The sequence below is a fragment of the Massilia sp. IC2-476 genome (genome assembly GCF_020707295.1).
Lineage (GTDB): Bacteria > Pseudomonadota > Gammaproteobacteria > Burkholderiales > Burkholderiaceae_D > Telluria.
Map to the genome: position 1 here is coordinate 825,738 of NZ_JAJFER010000001.1, position 18,433 is coordinate 844,170.

Annotated in this window: 13 protein-coding genes; 4 read left to right on the forward strand and 9 right to left on the reverse strand. The window is 68.5% G+C overall.

Annotated elements, in window-relative coordinates; all coding sequences use genetic code 11:
* Positions 1–74 precede the first annotated feature (74 nt).
* Positions 75–1,361 (reverse strand): amidohydrolase family protein, encoded by a 1,287-nt coding sequence (locus LK539_RS03780; protein WP_227799565.1) that lies wholly within the window; start codon positions 1,359–1,361, stop codon positions 75–77.
* 196 nt (positions 1,362–1,557) lie between these two features.
* On the opposite strand from LK539_RS03780, the gene LK539_RS03785 reads away from it, so the two are divergent.
* From LK539_RS03785 to LK539_RS03795, 3 genes are all read left to right on the forward strand, one after another.
* Positions 1,558–2,262, forward strand: a complete 705-nt coding sequence (locus LK539_RS03785) for a phasin family protein (protein ID WP_227799566.1) — start codon at positions 1,558–1,560, stop codon at positions 2,260–2,262.
* 99 nt (positions 2,263–2,361) lie between these two features.
* Positions 2,362–4,113: an ABC transporter ATP-binding protein gene (locus tag LK539_RS03790; protein WP_227799567.1), complete on the forward strand. Its 1,752-nt coding sequence runs from the start codon at positions 2,362–2,364 to the stop codon at positions 4,111–4,113.
* A gap of 31 nt (positions 4,114–4,144) precedes the next feature.
* A complete protein-coding gene (locus LK539_RS03795; RefSeq protein ID WP_227799777.1) occupies positions 4,145–5,902 on the forward strand; it encodes an ABC transporter ATP-binding protein in 1,758 nt (585 codons plus the stop codon).
* On the opposite strand, the gene LK539_RS03800 is transcribed toward LK539_RS03795, so the two are convergent.
* Together LK539_RS03800 and LK539_RS03805 are read right to left on the reverse strand one after the other, a co-directional pair.
* Complete coding sequence (locus tag LK539_RS03800) at positions 5,903–6,742, reverse strand: hypothetical protein (protein WP_227799568.1); 840 nt, start codon at positions 6,740–6,742, stop codon at positions 5,903–5,905.
* 34 nt (positions 6,743–6,776) lie between these two features.
* Positions 6,777–7,529, reverse strand: a complete 753-nt coding sequence (locus tag LK539_RS03805) for a DUF2243 domain-containing protein (protein ID WP_227799569.1) — start codon at positions 7,527–7,529, stop codon at positions 6,777–6,779.
* Positions 7,530–7,785: 256 nt separating this feature from the next.
* Between LK539_RS03805 and LK539_RS03810 the strand changes: the two genes are divergently transcribed.
* Positions 7,786–9,819, forward strand: coding sequence for a diguanylate cyclase domain-containing protein (locus LK539_RS03810; RefSeq protein ID WP_227799570.1), 2,034 nt, complete (start codon positions 7,786–7,788; stop codon positions 9,817–9,819).
* A 133-nt stretch (positions 9,820–9,952) separates the two neighbouring features.
* Here the strand turns inward: LK539_RS03810 and LK539_RS03815 are convergent, their stop codons facing one another.
* The 6 genes from LK539_RS03815 to LK539_RS03840 form a co-directional block, all read right to left on the reverse strand.
* A complete protein-coding gene (locus LK539_RS03815) occupies positions 9,953–10,249 on the reverse strand; it encodes a hypothetical protein (RefSeq protein ID WP_227799571.1) in 297 nt (98 codons plus the stop codon).
* A gap of 85 nt (positions 10,250–10,334) precedes the next feature.
* Positions 10,335–11,147 carry a hypothetical protein gene (locus tag LK539_RS03820; RefSeq protein WP_227799572.1) on the reverse strand — a complete coding sequence of 271 codons (813 nt, stop codon included), beginning with the start codon at positions 11,145–11,147 and terminating at the stop codon, positions 10,335–10,337.
* Between the two features lie 8 nt (positions 11,148–11,155).
* Positions 11,156–14,833 (reverse strand): tubulin-like doman-containing protein, encoded by a 3,678-nt coding sequence (locus tag LK539_RS03825; RefSeq protein ID WP_227799573.1) that lies wholly within the window; start codon positions 14,831–14,833, stop codon positions 11,156–11,158.
* A 19-nt stretch (positions 14,834–14,852) separates the two neighbouring features.
* Positions 14,853–15,311, reverse strand: a complete 459-nt coding sequence (locus tag LK539_RS03830) for a hypothetical protein (RefSeq protein WP_227799574.1) — start codon at positions 15,309–15,311, stop codon at positions 14,853–14,855.
* A 23-nt stretch (positions 15,312–15,334) separates the two neighbouring features.
* Complete coding sequence (locus LK539_RS03835; protein ID WP_227799575.1) at positions 15,335–16,825, reverse strand: hypothetical protein; 1,491 nt, start codon at positions 16,823–16,825, stop codon at positions 15,335–15,337.
* Entirely contained in the window at positions 16,822–18,315 is a 1,494-nt protein-coding gene (locus LK539_RS03840; RefSeq protein ID WP_227799576.1) for a hypothetical protein, read from the reverse strand. The genes LK539_RS03835 and LK539_RS03840 overlap by 4 nt, the downstream gene beginning before the upstream one ends.
* Between the last annotated feature and the right edge of the window lie 118 nt (positions 18,316–18,433).

The window sequence follows — 18,433 nt, forward strand, 5'->3', positions numbered from 1 at the left end:
TATTCTAGCCTCAAAACGCGGCCCGGTTCAGGAATCGTGCGGTCGCGTTGCGTACATTAATTCTCACTTAAGTCCTATTGCGATCCGTGCGGCGGCATCCGGAAGTCGGTGCTGGCCGGCCGTCCCGGCAGGTGCAGGGTCGCCTGCGCCGGGGGCGCCTCCGCCACCACGGCGCCGCGCCGCAGCACCAGCTTGCGCGCCGCGCGCAGGCGGATCGCTTCCACGGTGGAGCCGGCATCCAGCAGCACCAGGTCCGCATGGCAGCCCGGCGCCACGCCATAGCCTTCGAGGCCGAGGATGCGGGCCGGGGTCTCGGTCACGGCCAGGAAGCACTGGTGCATGGCCTCCACCCCGGTCATCTGCGCCACGTGCAGGCCCATGTGCGCCACCTCCAGCATGTCGCCCGAGCCCATGCCGTACCAGGGATCGAGCACGCAATCGTGGCCGAAGGCGACGTCCACGCCCGCCGCCAGCAGTTCGGGCACGCGCGTCATGCCGCGCCGCTTGGGATAGGTGTCGTGGCGGCCCTGCAGCGTGATATTGATGAGCGGGTTGGCGATCGCCGCCACCCCGCTTTCCGCGATCAGGGGCAGCAGCTTGCTCACATAGTAGTTGTCCATCGAGTGCATCGAGGTCAGGTGCGAAGCGGCCACCAGGCCGTGCATGCCGAGGCGGTGGGTTTCTGCCGCCAGGGTCTCGATGTGGCGCGACATCGGGTCGTCGGTCTCGTCGCAATGCATGTCCACGCGCCGGTCGTGCTGGGCCGCGAACTCGCACAGCAGGCGGATCGACGCGGCGCCGTCCGCCATGGTGCGCTCGAAGTGCGGGATGCCGCCCACCACGTCCACGCCCATGGCGATGGCGCGCTTCAGGTTGTTAAAGGCGTTCGCGCTGCGCAGCAGGCCGTCCTGGGGGAAGGCGACCAGCTGCAGGTCGAGGTAGGGCGCGACCTGCTTGCGCACCTCCAGCAGCGCCTCGACCGCCAGCAGGCGGTCATCGCAGACGTCGACGTGGGTGCGGATCGCCAGCAGCCCGCGCGCCACCGCCCAGTCGCAGTAGCGCAGTGCGCGCTCGACCAGGGCGTCCTGGGCCAGCTGCGGCTTGAGTTCTCCCCACAGGCTGATCCCTTCCAGCAGGGTGCCGCTGCGGTTCACGCGCGGCAGGCCGTAGCTCAGGGTCGAATCCATGTGGAAGTGCGCATCCACAAAAGGAGGGCTGACCAGGTCGCCGTCGGCGTCGATCTCGCGCGCGCCCTGCGCCGCCAGCCGCTTTTCCACGGCGACGATGCGTTCGCCATTGATACCAATGTCGATGCCGCGGCTGCCGTCCGGCAGGGTGGCGTTGCGAATCACAATGTCCATGCGCACTCCTCCTTTGTCTGCCTGATTGTATCCATTTCCGGACGGACTTGATGGCTGAGCAGTCCCCATCGCACCTTAATGCTGCATCGCAATATTTCTGCTATAAAACAAACCAACAAGCCTTTGCAACATTGGCCTGTGGAGGCTACACTAGCCGATATTGCAGTGCGCCATAAATGACTGACAAGGAAACCCTATGACCTCTCTCCATGACCAGTTTTCCGCAGTACGCAAGGCCCAGTTCGACGCGCAGTTCGATTTCTTCAATTCCATGACCACCCAGGCCATCGAGAGCGCCAGCCGCGTGGCCGCACTCAACCTGGCCATCTCGCGCGACGCGGTCCAGCGTTCGCTCGGCACCGGTTTCGCGCTGATGAATTCGCGCGACCCGCGCGATGTCCTCACCCTGGGCGGCCAGGCCGAAGAACAGGTGCGCAGCCTGTTCGCCTATGGCCGTGAGCTGCTCGGCATTGCCAGCGGCGTCCGTCCGTATGCCGTGCGCCCGCAGGCCCTGACACTGGCACCGCAGCAGGCGGTCGAGACGGTCGAGGTGGTGGAACAGGCCGCAGCCCCGGCGGTCGCGGTTGCCGCTGACGTTGCCGGTGACCTTGCTGACACGGCGCCAAGCGCAGAGGCGCTTGCGCCAACGCTCGGCGACACGCTCGCCGCGGCGATCCCGGCCGAACCCGTGGTCGTGGCCGAAGCACCTGCCGCACTTGACGAGCTGGTGGCCGAGCCGGCGCCGGTCGCGGAACCGAAGCCGATCGCCAAGGCCGCCGGCAAGGGTGCGCCCCGCGCCGCCGCTGCCGCCCACCCCGCCGCCGCGCCGGTGGCCGAGCTCGATGCCACCGAGGCGCCGAAGGTCGAGCTTGCCCCCGCTTCCTCCAAACGGAAGAAGTGAAAGCGCACGGGCGCGCCTGCGCCCGATTGGCAAAGCGACTACACTAGCGGGCTTCGGCCCGCTTTTGTTTTCGGGCGCACCAATCTCCAAGGAAACTGAATGAGTCTTGCAAGGCTGATCGGCGGTTTCGTCCGCCGGCACTGGCATGCCTATGTCTCGTCGGCCTTCATGCTGGCCGGCGTCGCCATCTGTACGGTCTTGATTCCACGCAAGGTCGGCGCCCTGGTCGACGGCCTCGCCGCGCACAGCCTGGACCGGCACGCGCTGCTGGTGGGCCTCGCCCAGCTGCTCGGCCTGGGCCTGGCCATCTACGTGCTGCGCGTGGGCTGGCGCATCCGCCTGTATTCGGCCGCCTACAACCTGGGCGTCGAGCTGCGCACCCGCCTGTATGCGCGACTGGCCGCCCAGGGACCGGCTTTCTACCAGCGCCAGCGCACCGGCGACCTGATGGCGCTCGCCACCAACGACATCGACGCCATCGAGATGGCGGCCGGCGAAGCGATGCTGGCCGGCTTCGACGGCACCCTGACCCTGGTCATGGTGCTGGGCATCATGACACTCGGGGTCGACCCGCGCCTGGCCGGCGTCGCCCTGCTGCCCTTCCCGCTGATGGCTTTCGCATTCTGGCGCATCTCGAGCCAGGTCCACACGGCCGAAGCGGACGCGCTGAAACGCTTTTCAAGCCTGAACGACCATGTGCAGGAATCGCTGTCGGGCGTGCGGACCCTGCGCGCCCTCGGCCTCGAAGAGCGCAGCGCAGCGCAGTTCAGCGAACTGGCCGGTAACGCGGCCGCCGCCAGCCTCACGGCCCAGCGCTGGGAAGCCGCCTACGAGCCGGCTGTGGGCCTGACCCTCACCGCCGCCACCGGCCTGACCCTGGGCCTGGGTGGCTACCTGGTCTGGAACAACGAACTGACTGTGGGTGCGCTGACCAGCTTCTCGATGTACCTGGGCCAGCTGATCTGGCCGATGTTCGCGGCCGGCTGGGTGCTGTCCCTGATCGAGCGCGGCAAAGCCGGCCTGGCGCGCCTGCAGCCGCTGCTCGACATGCCGCTCACGGTCCAGGACAAGGGCACGCTCGAGACCATCGGCCGCGGCCCGCTGGCCTTAGATAGCGTGCGCTTCTCCTACCATGAGGCCGAGCGCCCGGCCCTGGACGGCGTGTCGGTAGTGCTGCAGCCGGGCCAGACCCTGGGCCTGGTCGGTCCGACCGGCGCCGGCAAGTCGACCCTGCTGCGCGTGCTGCTGCGCCAGGCCACGCCGCAGCACGGCGCGGTTACCTGGGCCGGGCAGCCGCTGGAGGCGTATCGCCTCGAAGCCTTGCGCGCAGCCATGAGCTGGGTGCCGCAGGAATCCTTCCTGTTCTCGGCCACGATTGCGGAAAACATCGCGCTGGCCCGCCCGGGCGCTTCGCGCACCGAGATCGAGGAAGCGGCCCGGATGGCCTCGATCCACGACGACATCCTGCGCTTCCCGCATGGCTACGACACCCCGGTCGGCGAAAAGGGCATCACCCTCTCCGGCGGCCAGCGCCAGCGCGTCGCCATCGCGCGCGCCCTGCTGGCCGACAGCGCCCTGCTGCTGCTCGACGACGCCCTGTCGGCGGTGGACACCGGCACCGAGACCGGCATCCTGGAACACCTGGACGAGCTGCGCGCCGCGCGGCCGGAGCGCGCCGCCATCATCGCCAGCCACCGCCTGTCGGCGGTGGTGCGGGCCGACCACATCGTGGTGCTGCGCGACGGCCGCATCACGGAAAGCGGCACCCACGACGAACTCTTGCTGCTGGACGGCTGGTATGCCAGCCAGTGGCGCTATCAACAACTGGAGGCCAGCATTGACGCCGACTGACAAAGAGCTGAAGGAGGAAGGAGGAGCGAACATGCGCGCCCAGACGGCGCAGGCGGCGCGCCTGCTGCGCCGCGCGGCCGATCCCGACCGCCGCCACCTGTACTGGGCCACCTTCTGGCTCGCCATCGCCGCCGGCCTGGAAGTGCTCGGCCCCCTGCTGGGCAAGGCCCTGATCGACGACCACCTGTTGACGCGCAACCTGGACTGGCAGCGCATGTCGCTGCTGCTGGGCGGCCTGGTGGTGACCGGCTGGGCTTCGTCCTGGATCCGCTACCTGCAGCTGATCCGCCTGTCCGGCCTGGCGATGCGCTCGGTGCGGCGCCTGCGCGAATGGGTCTACGGCCACGTGCTGCGCCTGCCGATGGCCTTCTTCGACCGCGCCATCACCGGCCAGCTGGTGAGCCGCGTGACCAACGACACCGAAGCGGTCAAGACCCTGTACATCCAGGTGCTGTTCGTGATGCTCGACTCGACCATCGTACTGGTCGGTACCATGGCCGCAATGGCCTGGCTCGACTGGCGCCTGATGCTGGTGGTGCTGGCGCTGGTGCCGGCGGTGGTCGGCATTGTCTGGCTCTACCAGCGCCTGTCGGCGCCGGCCGTGACCCGCGCGCGCGCCCTGCGCAGCGACATCAACGGCCAGATGGCCGAATCGATCGGCGGCATGAGCGTCCTGCAGGCCAGCAATGCCCAGCAGCGCTTCGGCGAACGCTTCATGAACACCAACCGCGCGCACCGCAAGGCGCGCCTGGCCGAGCTGCGCGCCAACGCCTTCCTGCTGCGCCCGGCGCTGGACCTGCTCAACGTGGTGCTGCTCACCATCGTGATCTACGGCTTCGGCCAGCGCCAGATGAATGCGGTGGAAGTGGGCGTGCTGTACGCCTTCATCAGCTACATCGCGCGCGTGGTCGAGCCGCTGATCCAGATCACCATGCAGTTCAGCGGCCTGCAGCAAGCGGTGGTGGCCACCGCACGCGTGTCCACCCTGCTCGACGAGGCCGGCGCGGCCGAACATGCCGCCGGGCGTATCGGTAACGAGGCCGCCTTCGACCCCAGGGCGCCGGCGGTGCGCGTGCGCCACGTGAACTTCGCCTATGTGGAGGGCCAGCGCGTGCTGCACGACCTGTCGCTCGACATCCCGCAGGGCGCCTTCTTCGGCATCGTCGGCCATACCGGCAGCGGCAAGTCGACCCTGCTCTCGCTGCTGCTGCGCTACTACACGGCGGATGAGGGCAGCATCGAGATCGGCGGCCTGCCGCTCGCCTCGATCGGCAACGAGCGCTTCCGCAACGAAGTCGGCCTGGTACCGCAGGACCCGTTCATCCTGGCCGCCAGCGCGCGCGAGAACATCGACATGGGCCGCGGCCTGCCGCTCGAGCGCATCGAGCAAGCGGCGCGGGCGGCGCACGCGCACGGCTTCATCGCGGCGCTGGAACAGGGCTACGAGACCCAGCTGGGCGAAGGCGGCTCGCGCCTGTCCTCAGGGCAGAAACAGCTGGTGGCGATCGCACGCGCGCTGGCCGGCCAGCCGCGCATCCTGCTGCTGGACGAAGCGACCTCGCGCATCGACAGCGCCACCGAGCAGATCGTGCAGGAAGCACTGGAAGAACTGCGCGGCAAGGTGACCATCATCGCGATCGCGCACCGCCTCTCCACCATCCGCGCGGCCCACCGCATCATCGTGCTGAACCACGGCCGCATCACGGAAGCCGGCTCGCACGAAGACCTGATGCGCATCGAGGGCGGCCTGTACCAGCGCCTGTACCTGCTGCAGCAGATCGCCCTGTAGTCAGGCGCTGGGGCGGCGCAGGTCGCGCACGACCTGCGCCGCCACCTTGTCGAGCGCCGGGAAATGCTGCCCCAGGCCCTGCTGCAGGGCTGCCGGCACGCTGTCGGCGCACCAGCCGTGGCGCATGCACAGTTCCAGGGTAGCCACCGCGTCCGGCCCGCACTCCGCGCCCAGGCGGCACACGACCATGGCCTCGCCAAACGCGGCGCCTGGCGCAGCCGTGGACATGTGCGCCACCACCGCAGCCGCCGCCAGCGGGGCGATCATTTCGGGATTGCCCTGTTCGAAGGCCCGGCCCAGCATGCCGGCCCTGCCCTCGGCGCCGTCAGCCGACAAGAAGCCGAACACAGTGTCCAGCACGGCGTCTGCGCCCGGATCGGGATCCTTCGCCGCCCGCAGTTCGCGCCGCGCATCCTGCAAGCCCTCCGGGCTGAAGTCGCAGCGCCGCTGCAGCTCGGCGGCGGCCTGGCGGCGCGCCGGCGGCAGGGCCGCCGGGTCCTGCTCCAGCACCCGCTCGCAGATCGACAGGGCCTGCGCTGCGTAGTAGAGGGCGCCCTTGCCCGGCTTGCGCACGGCATCGTAGAAGAACTCGCGCAGGCTGCGGGCGCGGCCGAACCTGGCATGGGTAGCGAACCACGCCGTGTCCACCCGCTGCGGCGCGGCGGACGGAATGGCGGCAAGCACCTTTGGAAGCAGCGCTGGTGTGGCGCTTCGCAGCGAGACGGGGGACGGCGCCGGCAAGGCCACGGCGGGCGGCTGCGGCGCTGGAACGGTCAGTGCGACGACAGCGGCCAGCAGTGCGCTGAGCACGATGCCGATGGCGATTTCACGAAGTCGCATGTGGCTGGCAACTCATCGGCTTGCCGACATCGTATCAAGCCTTCGACCAGTTGAAGCAGCCCGCCGGCACGCCCGCACCACTGACCAGCAGCGCCCCATGCCGGTAGAAGTCCCAGCGCTTTTCGCTTGGCACGGCCACCACCACCACGCCCATCGCGCGGTCGCTCCATACCAGGCGCGCGTCCAGCGCATCGAGCGCAGCGTACACCTCGCGCGGGCCCGCGCCGGGCTGGAACACCACGGTGGCAAAGCCGGTTTGCGCCGGCGGGACCAGTGCCCAGGCGCCGGCGCCCGCGCTCACCGCCGCCAGCAACAGCATCGCGGCCGCACCATGCAGGCCAGGGCCTCCGCCGCGGCGGCGCAGGCGCAGGCCGATCAAGAGCGGGACGATGCCGAACAGCGCCAACCAGAGGAGGTCCCACAGCAGCGGCTTGTCGCTGTCGATGCGGATGCGGTGGATCCCCAGCAGCCAGTGCGACAGCAGCGCGTCGACCACGTGCCAGAGGCCGAAGCCCACCAGGGCCGCCCCCACCAGCGGCCAGCCCCAGTTCCCCTGTCCACGCCTGTGCAAGCGCCACAGGCCGGCGAGGCCCGCCAGCGCGATCAGGTACATCAGCGCGTGAAAGTAGCCATCCCACAGCACCTGCAGGCGCAGGTCGTCGATGCCGGGCACCAGGCTCAAAAGGTGGTGCCATTGCAGGATCTGGTGCAGCAGGATGCCGTCGAAGAAGCCGCCGAGCGCAAAGCCGAGCACGGCGCCCCAACGGAACCATGGTGTTTTCCACATCGCGTTCACCTCGGGTGGGGACAGGTCCGGGCCAGTATAGCCCGGTCATCCCGAAGCACCTGCACCATTCGCACGGGATCAGGCGCAGCCGTTTGCGACAAGTGGTCACAAACAGGTGATGAGCGTGCGTCACGTCTGGCCGCGGCGATGTGTCATTTTGGTGACAAACTAGAGAAATTGAAATTTCCATTTTGCAACAGGCCTATAATGGATTGCTACAAAACAGATGTGACGCTGTCGGTTTTTGAAATCTCTCATGCCTTCCTTCCTAACTCGCACGCTCTTGCGCGCCCGCCCCGTGGCGCTCGCCGCGGCACTGTGCATTGGGCCGGCTGCAATCGCAGGCGAAACCGTGCCGCTGGCCCAGCGCCTTGCAGAAATCCGTGAGGTGAACAGGTACGTTCCCGAACGTGGCCTGCCGATGCTGCTGCAGATCGAGCAGGAAGGCCGCGCTGCGCCGCTGCCGGAGCGCATCGACTTCCTCAACCAGCTGGCGAACAGCTATGAAGGCGTCGGCAAGCTCGCCGAAGCGACGGCGATCGCGGACGAGCTGGTGGCGCTCGGCCACACGCACAAGGACAATGTCGCGCTGGCGCGGGGCCTGCTGCGCAAGGGCTATATCGCTTACCGCCGTTCGGAACTGACAGAATCGCACCGCCTGATCTGGGAAGCGGAACGACTGGCCTACACCACCGACAACATCGACCTGAAGATCCGCGCGACGATTTCCGCCGGCGAGTCGTTCCGCGAGGAAGGCAACTTCCCCAAGGCGCTCGAACGCGTGCAGGCGGCGGTGGCCCTGGCGCGCAGGCATGGCGACCCGACGCACATCGTCGTGTCCCTGAATGCGCTGATCGGCCTGTACGGGCAGATGCGCGAGTACGACAAGGGTTTCGAAGCCCTGGCCGAAGCCGTCGAAGCGGCACAGAAAACGAGCTCGCTCGGCCGCATGGCGACGCTCAAGCATGCCGAATACGGCCTGGCGGCGGCCACCGGCCAGTACCAGCGCGGCCTGAAAGCGCTGCAGGAAGGCCTGGCCATCGAACGGCTCATCGGCGCCGATTCGCAGGCGGGGTATTCGATGGTCAACCTGTCCGACTGCTACCTGAAGCTGCGCGACTACCGCAACGCGGCGCGCTACGCCGAACTGGCGATCGAGGCGGCGCGCACGCTGAACGACGCCGGGCTGGAAGCGACGGCGCGCCTGAATCTGGGCCAGGCTTACCTGGCCAGCGGCCGCCTGGCGGACGGCAAGCGCCACATAGAAGCCGGCATGTCGGGCTACGAGAACCTGGGCGACCAGCCGCAACTGCAGGCGGTACTGGTGGAATATGGCCAGGCGCTGGAACGCGCCGGCGACCTGCCGGGCGCGCTGCGCGCCTATCACCGCGAACGCACGATTTCGAACGAACTGTTCGAGAAGCGCCGCCAGCGCGCCATGCTCGACCTGCAGGAAAAGTACGAGACCGAAAAGAAGCAGCGCCAGATCGAGCTGCTGCGCAGCGAGAACGAAGTCAACCGGCTGGAACGGCGCGTCTGGTGGCTGCTGGCGGCCCTCTTTGCACTGGCGTCGGTCGTGGTCGGCCTGCTGTACCGCAAGGTGCGCCAGGCCAACGCCAAGCTCTACGAAAAGAACAAGGAACTCAAGCAGCAAAGCGTGCGCGATCCGCTGACCGGACTGTACAACCGCCGCCACTTCCTGGAATACATGCGCACCATGCCGCAGCCGGAACTGCAGGCCAGCGCCGAGCAGTGCGGCGCTTTATTCCTGCTCGACGTCGACCATTTCAAGCACATCAACGATACCTGGGGCCACGCGGCCGGCGACGCGGTGCTGACGGCGATCTCAAGCAGCCTGCGCGAGATCCTGCGCGAGACCGACATGATCGTGCGCTGGGGCGGCGAGGAATTCCTGGCCTTCTTGCCGAGCATCCCGCGCGCCGGGCTGGACGAGGTGGCGCAGCGCATCCTGTCCGGCATCTCGGCGGTGCGGATCATGCACGGCGGCCATAGCCTGGGCGTGAACGTGTCGATCGGCTTCGCCCCCTTCCCGCTTGCCTGCGGCGCCCTGGTGCTGCCGTGGGAGCGCGCCGTCAATATCGTGGACATGGCGCTGTACCTGGCCAAGGCGCACGGGCGCAACCGCGCGTATGGCGTGCAGGGCTTCGGCGACCCGGCGCGGGTGGACATGGAAGAGATCGAGCAGAACCTCGAAGGCGCCTGGCGCGCCGGGCAGGTCAAGCTGTCGGTGGTGCTGGGGAGTCAGATGGAGATGCGCGCCAGCGCGTAAACGTGGTTGTAGGGTGGGCGAGTTCCTCGCCCACGCGGTAATAGTTTGCGGCTTCGCTTTCGTGCCGGATGATCTCGCTGCCGACGATCACCGCGTGGGTGGAGAATCCGCCCACCCTACGGTCTAACTAGATTCAATCCGCCGCGTCCTGGATCTTCTCTCCGGCATCCTCCACCTTCTTGCCGACCTCCTCGGTCGCCCGCTTCAACCCACCCTTGGCATCGCGGGTCGCGTCCTTGATCTTTTCGCGTGCTTCCTCGGCGGCGCGGTCGGCCTTGGCCAGCTCCTTGTCGAGCTGGTGCGTCACCTTCGCACCGGCATCGTCCAGCGCCTTGCCGGCGCGTTGCGCCGGTCCTAGTGCCTCTTCATTACGGCTGCAGCCTGCCAGCGCGGCAAGCAGCAGCAGCGTGCCCAACATGTGCGTTTTCATGCCTGACTCCCGACTGTCTGCTTGCCAAACAGAATACACCCACCGCCGAAAACACGGCTGACCGTTGAGCAGTGTAAGCACTCGCTTACTCGCCGCGTGTCGGATCTGCGAGAGGATGGTCGCGCTCGTCCCGGATTTCCTGCTCCAGCTTGCGGGTCTCGTCGTCCGTCCCCCAGCGTTTGGTAAAGGTCGCCAAACGCGCCAGCGCCTTGTCGTAGGTGCGGGCGCGGCGCAGCTTGGTGATGGCGCCGCGGGTGTCCTCCCAGGCCTTGGCGCGCTGCTCGGCGCGGGTGCAGTCGGCGGCCGCCTTGTTCAGCGACTGCTGCACCTGGCGCAGCTGCTCCGGCGTGGCACGGGTGTCGCGCAGCGCGATCAGTTCGTCCTGTGCTTCTCGCGCCTTGCATTCGACAGCCAGCGCCACCGCCCGGTCCATGCGCCGTTCGATGCGCGTGCCCTCGGGGCGCACCACCATCCAGATCAGCCACAGCGCGGCGAGCGAGATGATCCACCAGCGCATCCGGATCGGTTCGCGCCGCGGCGGCGCTGCCGGGGAAGGACTGGCCGCGGCGCCGCGGCCGATGCCGGGCGGCGGCGGGATGCCCTGCCCCGGCGGCTGCGCCTGCGCAGCGTGCGCTTGCGGCTGCGGCCGGGCGGCCGGCGGCGGCACGGGCGCGACGGTCGGCGTTGGTGTCGGCGCTGCCGCCTGGGCCAGGACCGGCGGCGGGACAGGACGCGGCGTCTCCGCCGGCGGCTTGGCCAGCACCGGCGGTGTCAGGGGCGCCACCACGGGCTGCGCCGCCTGGGCGGTGCCGCACCAGGGGCAGAAGTTCACCCGCCTCGGCATCAGGCGCCCGCAGTGCGGGCCGATGCAGCGGTAGACCGCGTCGTCTTGCACCATGCCGTCCTTCATTCGGGGTCCGGGATGCCGTCGGAGACGCCACGATCAGCGTCGTCGGGATCGGGAATCGCGTCAGCCAGCACCGCCGCCAGTTCGGGCAGCGCGCCCACCGTGCTCCATTTGTCCTGCTTCGGATTCCAGGCCATGTTCCAGGCGCGGGTGCTGCCATCGATCTCGCCGCGTCCGGCCTGCTGCGCGATCTCGGCGATCGTGAACGGTCCGCGCTGGGCGCCCTGCACGAACAGCTTGTAAAGCGGCACGGTCGGGCTGCTTGCCGGCTGCACCGGCGGCGCCTTGTTCAACTCCACCTCGGCCGGGCGGCGCTGCAGCACGGCAGCCGCCAGCTCGTCGCTCTGCAGGTACTGCGGCAGGATCACGCGCTTGTCCACCGGCCGCTCGACTTCCCAGCTGTAGGCGTCGCTGGCCGAATCCGGCACCGTTTCGGTCCACTGCTGGATACTCGACAGCGCCGTTTCGATCTGGCTTGGGGACAGGGTCGGGTCGAGCGCGGCGGCGCGGCGGATCCACGCGTCGTACAGGCGCCGTGCGGTGATGTTCGGCAGCGAGGGCGACGGCAGCTGGGCCCCGGTCTCGTCCACTTCAAGGCGCGGCTCGTAGACGCGCAGCTGATAGTGGCGCATCAGGGCGGCCAGCAGCACCAGCTGGTGCGGACCCACACTGGCCAGGCGGTGGCGCACGGCCCCGATCACACCGTCGCGGTAGTAAGGCGGCAGGCCGTTGGAGCGGATCGCGTACTCGTTGCCGATCTGGAGCCACTCGCCCGATCCCGGCTCGACCTCGAACAGGTACTGGCCGCGCGGCTGGAAGCTGGCTTCGCGGTCGCCCAGGTCGGCCTTGCGGCGGATGACGCCGAGCGCGATCGCCTGCAGGAACCACTCGTAGTCGTCGGCCAGGCGATTCAGCTCGTCCATCGAAGGCGAGAGCGGATGGCGGAAGCGCGTGGCGTCGAAATGCAGGTGGGTCGGGATCTTCGGGTTCTCGATCTGGTACGAGGCGCGCCAGGTCGGCAGGCCGCGCAGCACCGTCATCGGATAGCCCGACAGCTCGATGTAGCACACCGCCTTGCCGGCGATGCCGGTGTTGACGATCGAGATCAGGTCACCGTGGAAGTACCCGGTCGGCACCGCGGCGCGCAGCTCCGCTTCCATCTTGCGCCAGGCGGCGACGTCGCCGACGCCGATGAAGCACTTGAACTGGTCGGCGTTCGGCGTGAACTCGGCCGAGAAGCGTGCGTTCACCCAGGGCATGGCGCTGCGGATCCACTCGGCGAACACGCGCTGGCGTTCCTGCGGCGTCATCGACGATAGGCGCTCGAGCAGCGGGTCGACGGGTTCCGGCTGCTCCAGCTCCTGGGTCGAAAGCTGCAGCTGGGCGCGACGGAACAGTTTCAGCAGCAGGTCGGCGCGCAGGCGCTCGTCGCCCAGCTGCGGGAACAGGCGCGCCGAGCCGCCGAACTCCAGCAGCACCTCTTCGCTCCAGGCGCTGACGTCGCCCGTCAGGCGCACAGGAGGCGGCAGCACGTCGCCGGCGATCTTGATGTAGGTGGCGTGCTCCTGGCGCGCATCGGCGCGCAGCTGGCTGATGCGCTGGTCGGCCGCCAGCAGCATCGCCTGGACCTGGCGCCGGCCCTCCTGGAATTCGCCGGCGACGCCGCTCCACTGGGCGTTGCCATGCTCGTCGGTCGACTGCGGCTCGCCCAGCCAGGCCGACATGTTGCGCATCACCTCGATCGACTGGTTCGCTGCGACCGCCAGCAGGTGGAAGCGCAGGTAGTCGGCGATGTCGCGCTTGAGGTGGTTCATCACCTCGCGCGCCTGCGGCTCCTTGCCGAACAGGCGGCCGGATGCCTGCGACAGGTTGTTCAGCGATTCCTCGACCTGGCGCGTGCGCAGGGCGTCGCGGATGTCGCGGTAGCGGCGGCCGTTGCGCTCGGCGTTGCCGAGGTCGCGCTGGGCCAGGCGCGCCTTGACCTGTTCCAGCAGGGAGAGCACGAATTCGAGCCCGCCCTGCTTGCGGTCGTCCAGCAGCGCGTACAGGCGATCGCGCACGCGCGTTTTCAGGCGTGCCGTGACCTCGCCGGTGTGGCGCTTGATGCGGTCTTCGCTGGTCTCGGCGGTAGCCCCGGCTTCGCGGATGGCGTCGCGCTCGAGCTGGGGCAGCAGCTCGGCCACCTTCTCGCGCCACTGCTTGATATCGTAGGAGGCCATGATGCGGTCGACCTCGAGCTGCACCTTGCTTTCCACGCGCTCGAGCAGCAGGCGCCCGTCCTTGTCCAACAGGAGCGTGCCGGTGAGAGCATATTCCGGGAAGGGCGTGACGTCGACGGTGCCCTTGCGGAAGTCGGGGAAAACGTCGAAGGGGCGCTCGGCCATGTCCATCTGCTCGCGCATGAAGCTGTCGCGCTCCTGGTCCCCTGCCCGCCTTGCCGCAGTTGTGTCACCCTTGCCGTCGGTGCCGACCAGGCCGAAGAAGGCCTTCACCATCAGCCCGGCCAGCTCGTAGGCGCGGATATCGTCGCGCAGGCTTTGCTGGGTATCCAGCACGGCCTGCCCAAAAGCGGAGTACACCTTGGAATAGGACAGGCGCATGTCGCCGAAGCGCTGTTCCGGCACGCGCGGGTTATAGGGCCCCAGCTTGTGCTGCTGCTGGTTGACCGCCACCGAGCGCTTGCGGTTGGCGAAATCGGCCGAGGCGAAGTCTTCGAACAGGGTGTCGGCCACCATCTGGTAGACGTCCTTGACGTCGAGCGTGGCCTTGTTGGCGAGGTTGGCGGTGTCGACGAAATACACGTCGTCGAAAGGCGCGCCGCGCCCGGTGATGCTGTCCGGGTCCATCCAGTGGACCTGCGCATTCATGTCGCGCATCGCCGTTTCGAGTTCCATCAGGGTGGCGTAGGCGTTCGCTTCGGTGCGCTCCTTGTTGGCCTTGGCGAAGCCGCCCGGCATCAGGAGCACCAGGTCGACCTGGCTATCCGAGACCTCCTGGCGCGCGATGGCTTTCGACAGCCAGCCGAGGTCCAGCACGCTGCCGGCGCCGGTGCCGCCCGCACAGGAGGCGATGACAACGATGCGGAACTTCGAGGTATCGACCTGCAGGCCGAGGCGCTGGTAGTTTTCCTTGCGCTCGATGCCCGCATTACTGCTCAGGAAGTTCAGGGCGCCCTTGATGCGTCCCCGCAGCTTGGGGTACTTGTCGAACAAATAGAGGCGCGCCAGCGCGCGGATCTGCCCTGCCCCTTTCGACGGGTCGATGCCGAGCGAACGCAGTTTCTTGGGACGCAGCGGCATCCAGCTTTCGATCAGCGGAAAGCGCGCGAGGCTGTCGTCCGACTCGTGGTATTGCGGCAGGTCGAGAGTCTCGACCAGGCGTTCCTCGTCGCTGAGTTTTACCAGCTCATACCAAGGGTCGGTGCGCTGCGACTTGCCTTCGTCGATGATGGCATTGTTGTCGAGGTCGAAGTGGAGGAAGCGCGCCACCGGGAAGTCGGCGATCGACTCCACCCGGGTGGGATGATGCCGGTTCCAGACCGCCGACAGGATGCGGCGGCGGATGCGCATCATGACTTCCATGCCGGTGCCGCCGGCGCCGATGAAGAGGGTCGGGCGCAGGTCGACTTTGAGTTCCGCTTTCGCGTTCAGGGCTGCGGGGTTGGGAAAATCTGCCATAGTGTTCTCGATCAAGAAATCAGCGGCGGCCGATGAACAGCGCGGCCACCAGCGCCACCAGCCCCACCGCTACCAGCGGCCCGGTGACGGCGAAGGTCAGGAACTTGCTGGCATTGATGATCGCCAGCACCGCGGCGGCCGACAGGAAGCCCAGGCCCACGAACAGCAGCCAGCCGGCGCTGCCCGCCGACGAAGGCGCTACGCGCCGCACCACCAGGTGATGCACGTAGGCGTTGCGCACGAAGAAGTACACCACCAGCAGGACGAGGAAGACTGCCGCGCCGATCGCCAGGTCGCGCGTCGAGGTGTCGGTGGCTGCTACCGGTGCGGTCTCGGTGCCCGGCACCACCTCGACCGGACGGCCGGCGGTTTCCGGCAAGGTCTGCGGCAGCGTATCCTGGGGCGAAGCCGATTCTTCCGGTAGCTTGAAGCCGGGATCGGCTGGCGAGGGGGCGGAGGGTTTCTGGGTGCCTTGCATGGGGTTTCCTTTCTTTTTTATTGTTAGCGTCCGAGCCTCACCTGCGCACCTTCGCGCAGATCGGTCAGCTGGTGGCCGAACAGGGTGGTCTTGAGCATCGCCACCTGGGCGCCGGCCTTGTCGTAGATCGGCTGCGTGGTGCCGGGCCGGGCGCGCATGGTGCGCAGCTCGTCCTCGACGGTGACCTGGGCCACGCGCGGCCGGCCATAGGCCCAGGCCGCGGCGCCGGCCGCCGCCAGCAGCGCCAGCGCGATGCCGCCCAGCGCCGCCAGCGGCCCCATGCCGTAGTGGACCCGCACCTCGATCGGCAGCACCGCATTCGAGGCCTGGATGCTTGCCGGCGGGGTGAAGATATCCGGCAGTGGGTCGCCCGGGAACAGCGCGGCCATGCGCTCGCGGAAGGCCTGCGACAGCGCCAGCCGCTGGTCGGCCAGGTGCAGCTCGATCCGGCCCGGCAGCACATAGGCCGAACCGGCCGACTTGAGCGCCGCCATCGACCACTTGTCGGGCAGCTGGGCCACCGGCAGCTGCATGGTCGAAGCCAGCGGCTGCGGCTTGCCCGGCGCCAGGCTGCTGACGCGGCTGCTGGCCAGTTCGATCTTGCGGTCCTCGCCCGCAAGGAGTGAGCGCGCACCCAGCGTCGCCGAGACGATGGTGTAGGGGTACATTGTGTTTTCGAGGTTCCAACGGATGCGGGCACGCGGCGTGCGCGCATCCGGATCGACGTCGGCGCGCAGCGCGCCGCCTGGGGCCTGCGAGAAGGCGACGCCGGGCGCATCCTCAACCTGGGCCGGCGCCAGGCGCACGGTGTCGCGATCGAGCGGCTTCAAGCGCGCGGGCTGCTCGGTGATCACGCTGGCGATGCGGCCGGAGGCGAGCAGCGCGTCGAGCGCACGGCTGCCCTCCTTGCCGACGGCGAAGGCGTAGATCATCAGCCCGTTGGCCTGGTAGTGCTTCCCCTGGACCGGCATGCGCAGTGGGAAGGCCACCACCTTGTCGATCGCCTGTCCCCGGTGGATGAGCTCATAGAACTCGCGGTTGCGCGCCGCCGTGGCCTGGTCATTGTTGGGGCTGTTGCGGTTGTTGGTGGCGAGCCAGACGATGCCGGGCTTGCCGCCCAACGCAGTAGTGATTGCTGCCTGCACCGCTTCGCCAAGGTCGGTATCGGCCAGCGCCGCGCTGCCCGGCTTGCGCGCCGTGTCGAGACCGGCCAGCGCCGCGTTCACGCGGCTGCGCACCGTCTTGCCGTCGGCCTTGAGCGAGAGCAGCGCCTTCGGCGAGGGTGCGCCGGGAAGCGACTGGTTGAAGCTTGCCAGCACCAGTGCGTCGCCCGGCTGCACGACGGCGCCGGCCAGCGCTCCCACCAGCGGCTTGAACTGCGACTGCGGATCGCTGTAGAACGGCTCCATCCAGCCCGAGTTCTGCACCAGGAACACGTGCGGCGTCGCCCATGCGCCCGTCGCAAACGACAACAGCGACAGCGCGGCGACACATTGCCGGATAAGCGTCCTCATGCCGCCTCTTCCAGGCGCCAGCCGCGCATCGCATTCCAGTCAGGATGGTGCAGCCACAGGCAGCCGTCGTACACGAAGGGCACGCATTCCAGCGGCCGCGCCAGGCGCACCACTTCGTCGAGGATCACGTTGCGCCGGCCGATCCATTCGATCGTGGTGCGCGCGATCACCCGGTTTTCCAGCGCGTCCTCGGCGCGGCCGGTGACCTTGTGCATGCGCAGCACCAGTCCGCTCGGCTGGCTGCGGTTGTTGTTGAAGGCACGCAGCAGCGGCAGCACCAGGGTTTCGTCCTGGTTCAGGTCTTCGATGTGCTCGCCCGCCCAAGGCTCGTCGACCACCGGGTGACCGCGCCGGAACAGGAAGTTGGCAAAGCCCAGGCGCGCGCCGTCGATCGGCATGGTCTCGGGCCGATCGCTGCCGAGTTCCAGGAAGGAGTAGCCCTGGCCATCATGGCCGATGTGCCACAGGCGCCCGTCGCGGCTCTGGGTCGGGCCGCCGAATTCCAGGCGCGGCTGCCAGCCGGGCGGCCAGGGCGTGAACAACGGCGCTTCGCCCGGACGCCAGGCCAGCTGGCCTTGCTCGTGCAGCCAGAACAGGCGCCCGTCGTAGCCGATCGGGCGCGACCAGTTTGATGCCGGCACATCCGGGCAGGCATATTCTTCGACGCTGTCGATGTCGACGCGCGCGCTCCACAGGCGCACAGCGCCGTCGGGCGCCACCAGGCAGGCGATGTGGCGGCGCATGGCGCCGGGCGCGGCCACCAGCGGCGCCTGCAGCACCGGTTCCAGGCGGTAGGTCTCGCTCACCGGGTTGATCCACAGGCGCTGCAGGCCGCCATTGGTAGGCACGATGGCGACTTCGCCGCGGCGCGGCTCGAGCACCGGCAGCCAGGCATAGTGTGAAGCCGTGAAGGCCAGGCTGCCCGCACCCTCGTCCGGCGCCATCACATGCCACAGGCCGGCCACCGGATCCCAGTACTGCAGCACGCCGCGGGTATGGGCCAGCGCCAGCAGGCGCTGTTCGGGGAAACCGTAATGGGCGGCGGCGAACACGCAATACGAATTGGGCGGCACCGGCATGCTCCGGTCGCAACGCCCCGGATGCGGCGCGGCCGGGCGTTCCTCGAGGCTGTCCCCCAGCGGGAGCGAGCTCACCGGCAGGCCATGCGGCACGTGGCGCGGCAGCATGGCGTCCTCGCCCGGCCCCCACCAGCCGGGCTGGCGCGAGGGCGTGCCGGGCAGGCGCTGCAGGGGCTTGCCGCAGTTCGGGCAGAAGGCGAAACCTTCGGGGTAGATGGGAGCGCAGCCGCAGGCTGTGGGGAGCGAGGCGCCGAGCAGGCGGGCGATATCAGGCAGACGCGCGGGCAGGCCGCCCGATGCATGGGCCTGCCAGTCGATGTGGCCCAGCCCTTCGCTCGCCACCAGCGCGAACTGCCCGCTACGCTCGTCTTCCTGCCAAACACTGGCAGGCGTTTCCCATCGGTATGTCATCCGTCGCCCTGTGCCCCAGATAATTGATCGAACTCAAGTTGATGCCGTGTTGTTGTTGCACAAATCATAGCGCCGGCCACTGCCGCGCGGCGCGCCGTACACGGGGTAGCGCGCCCTG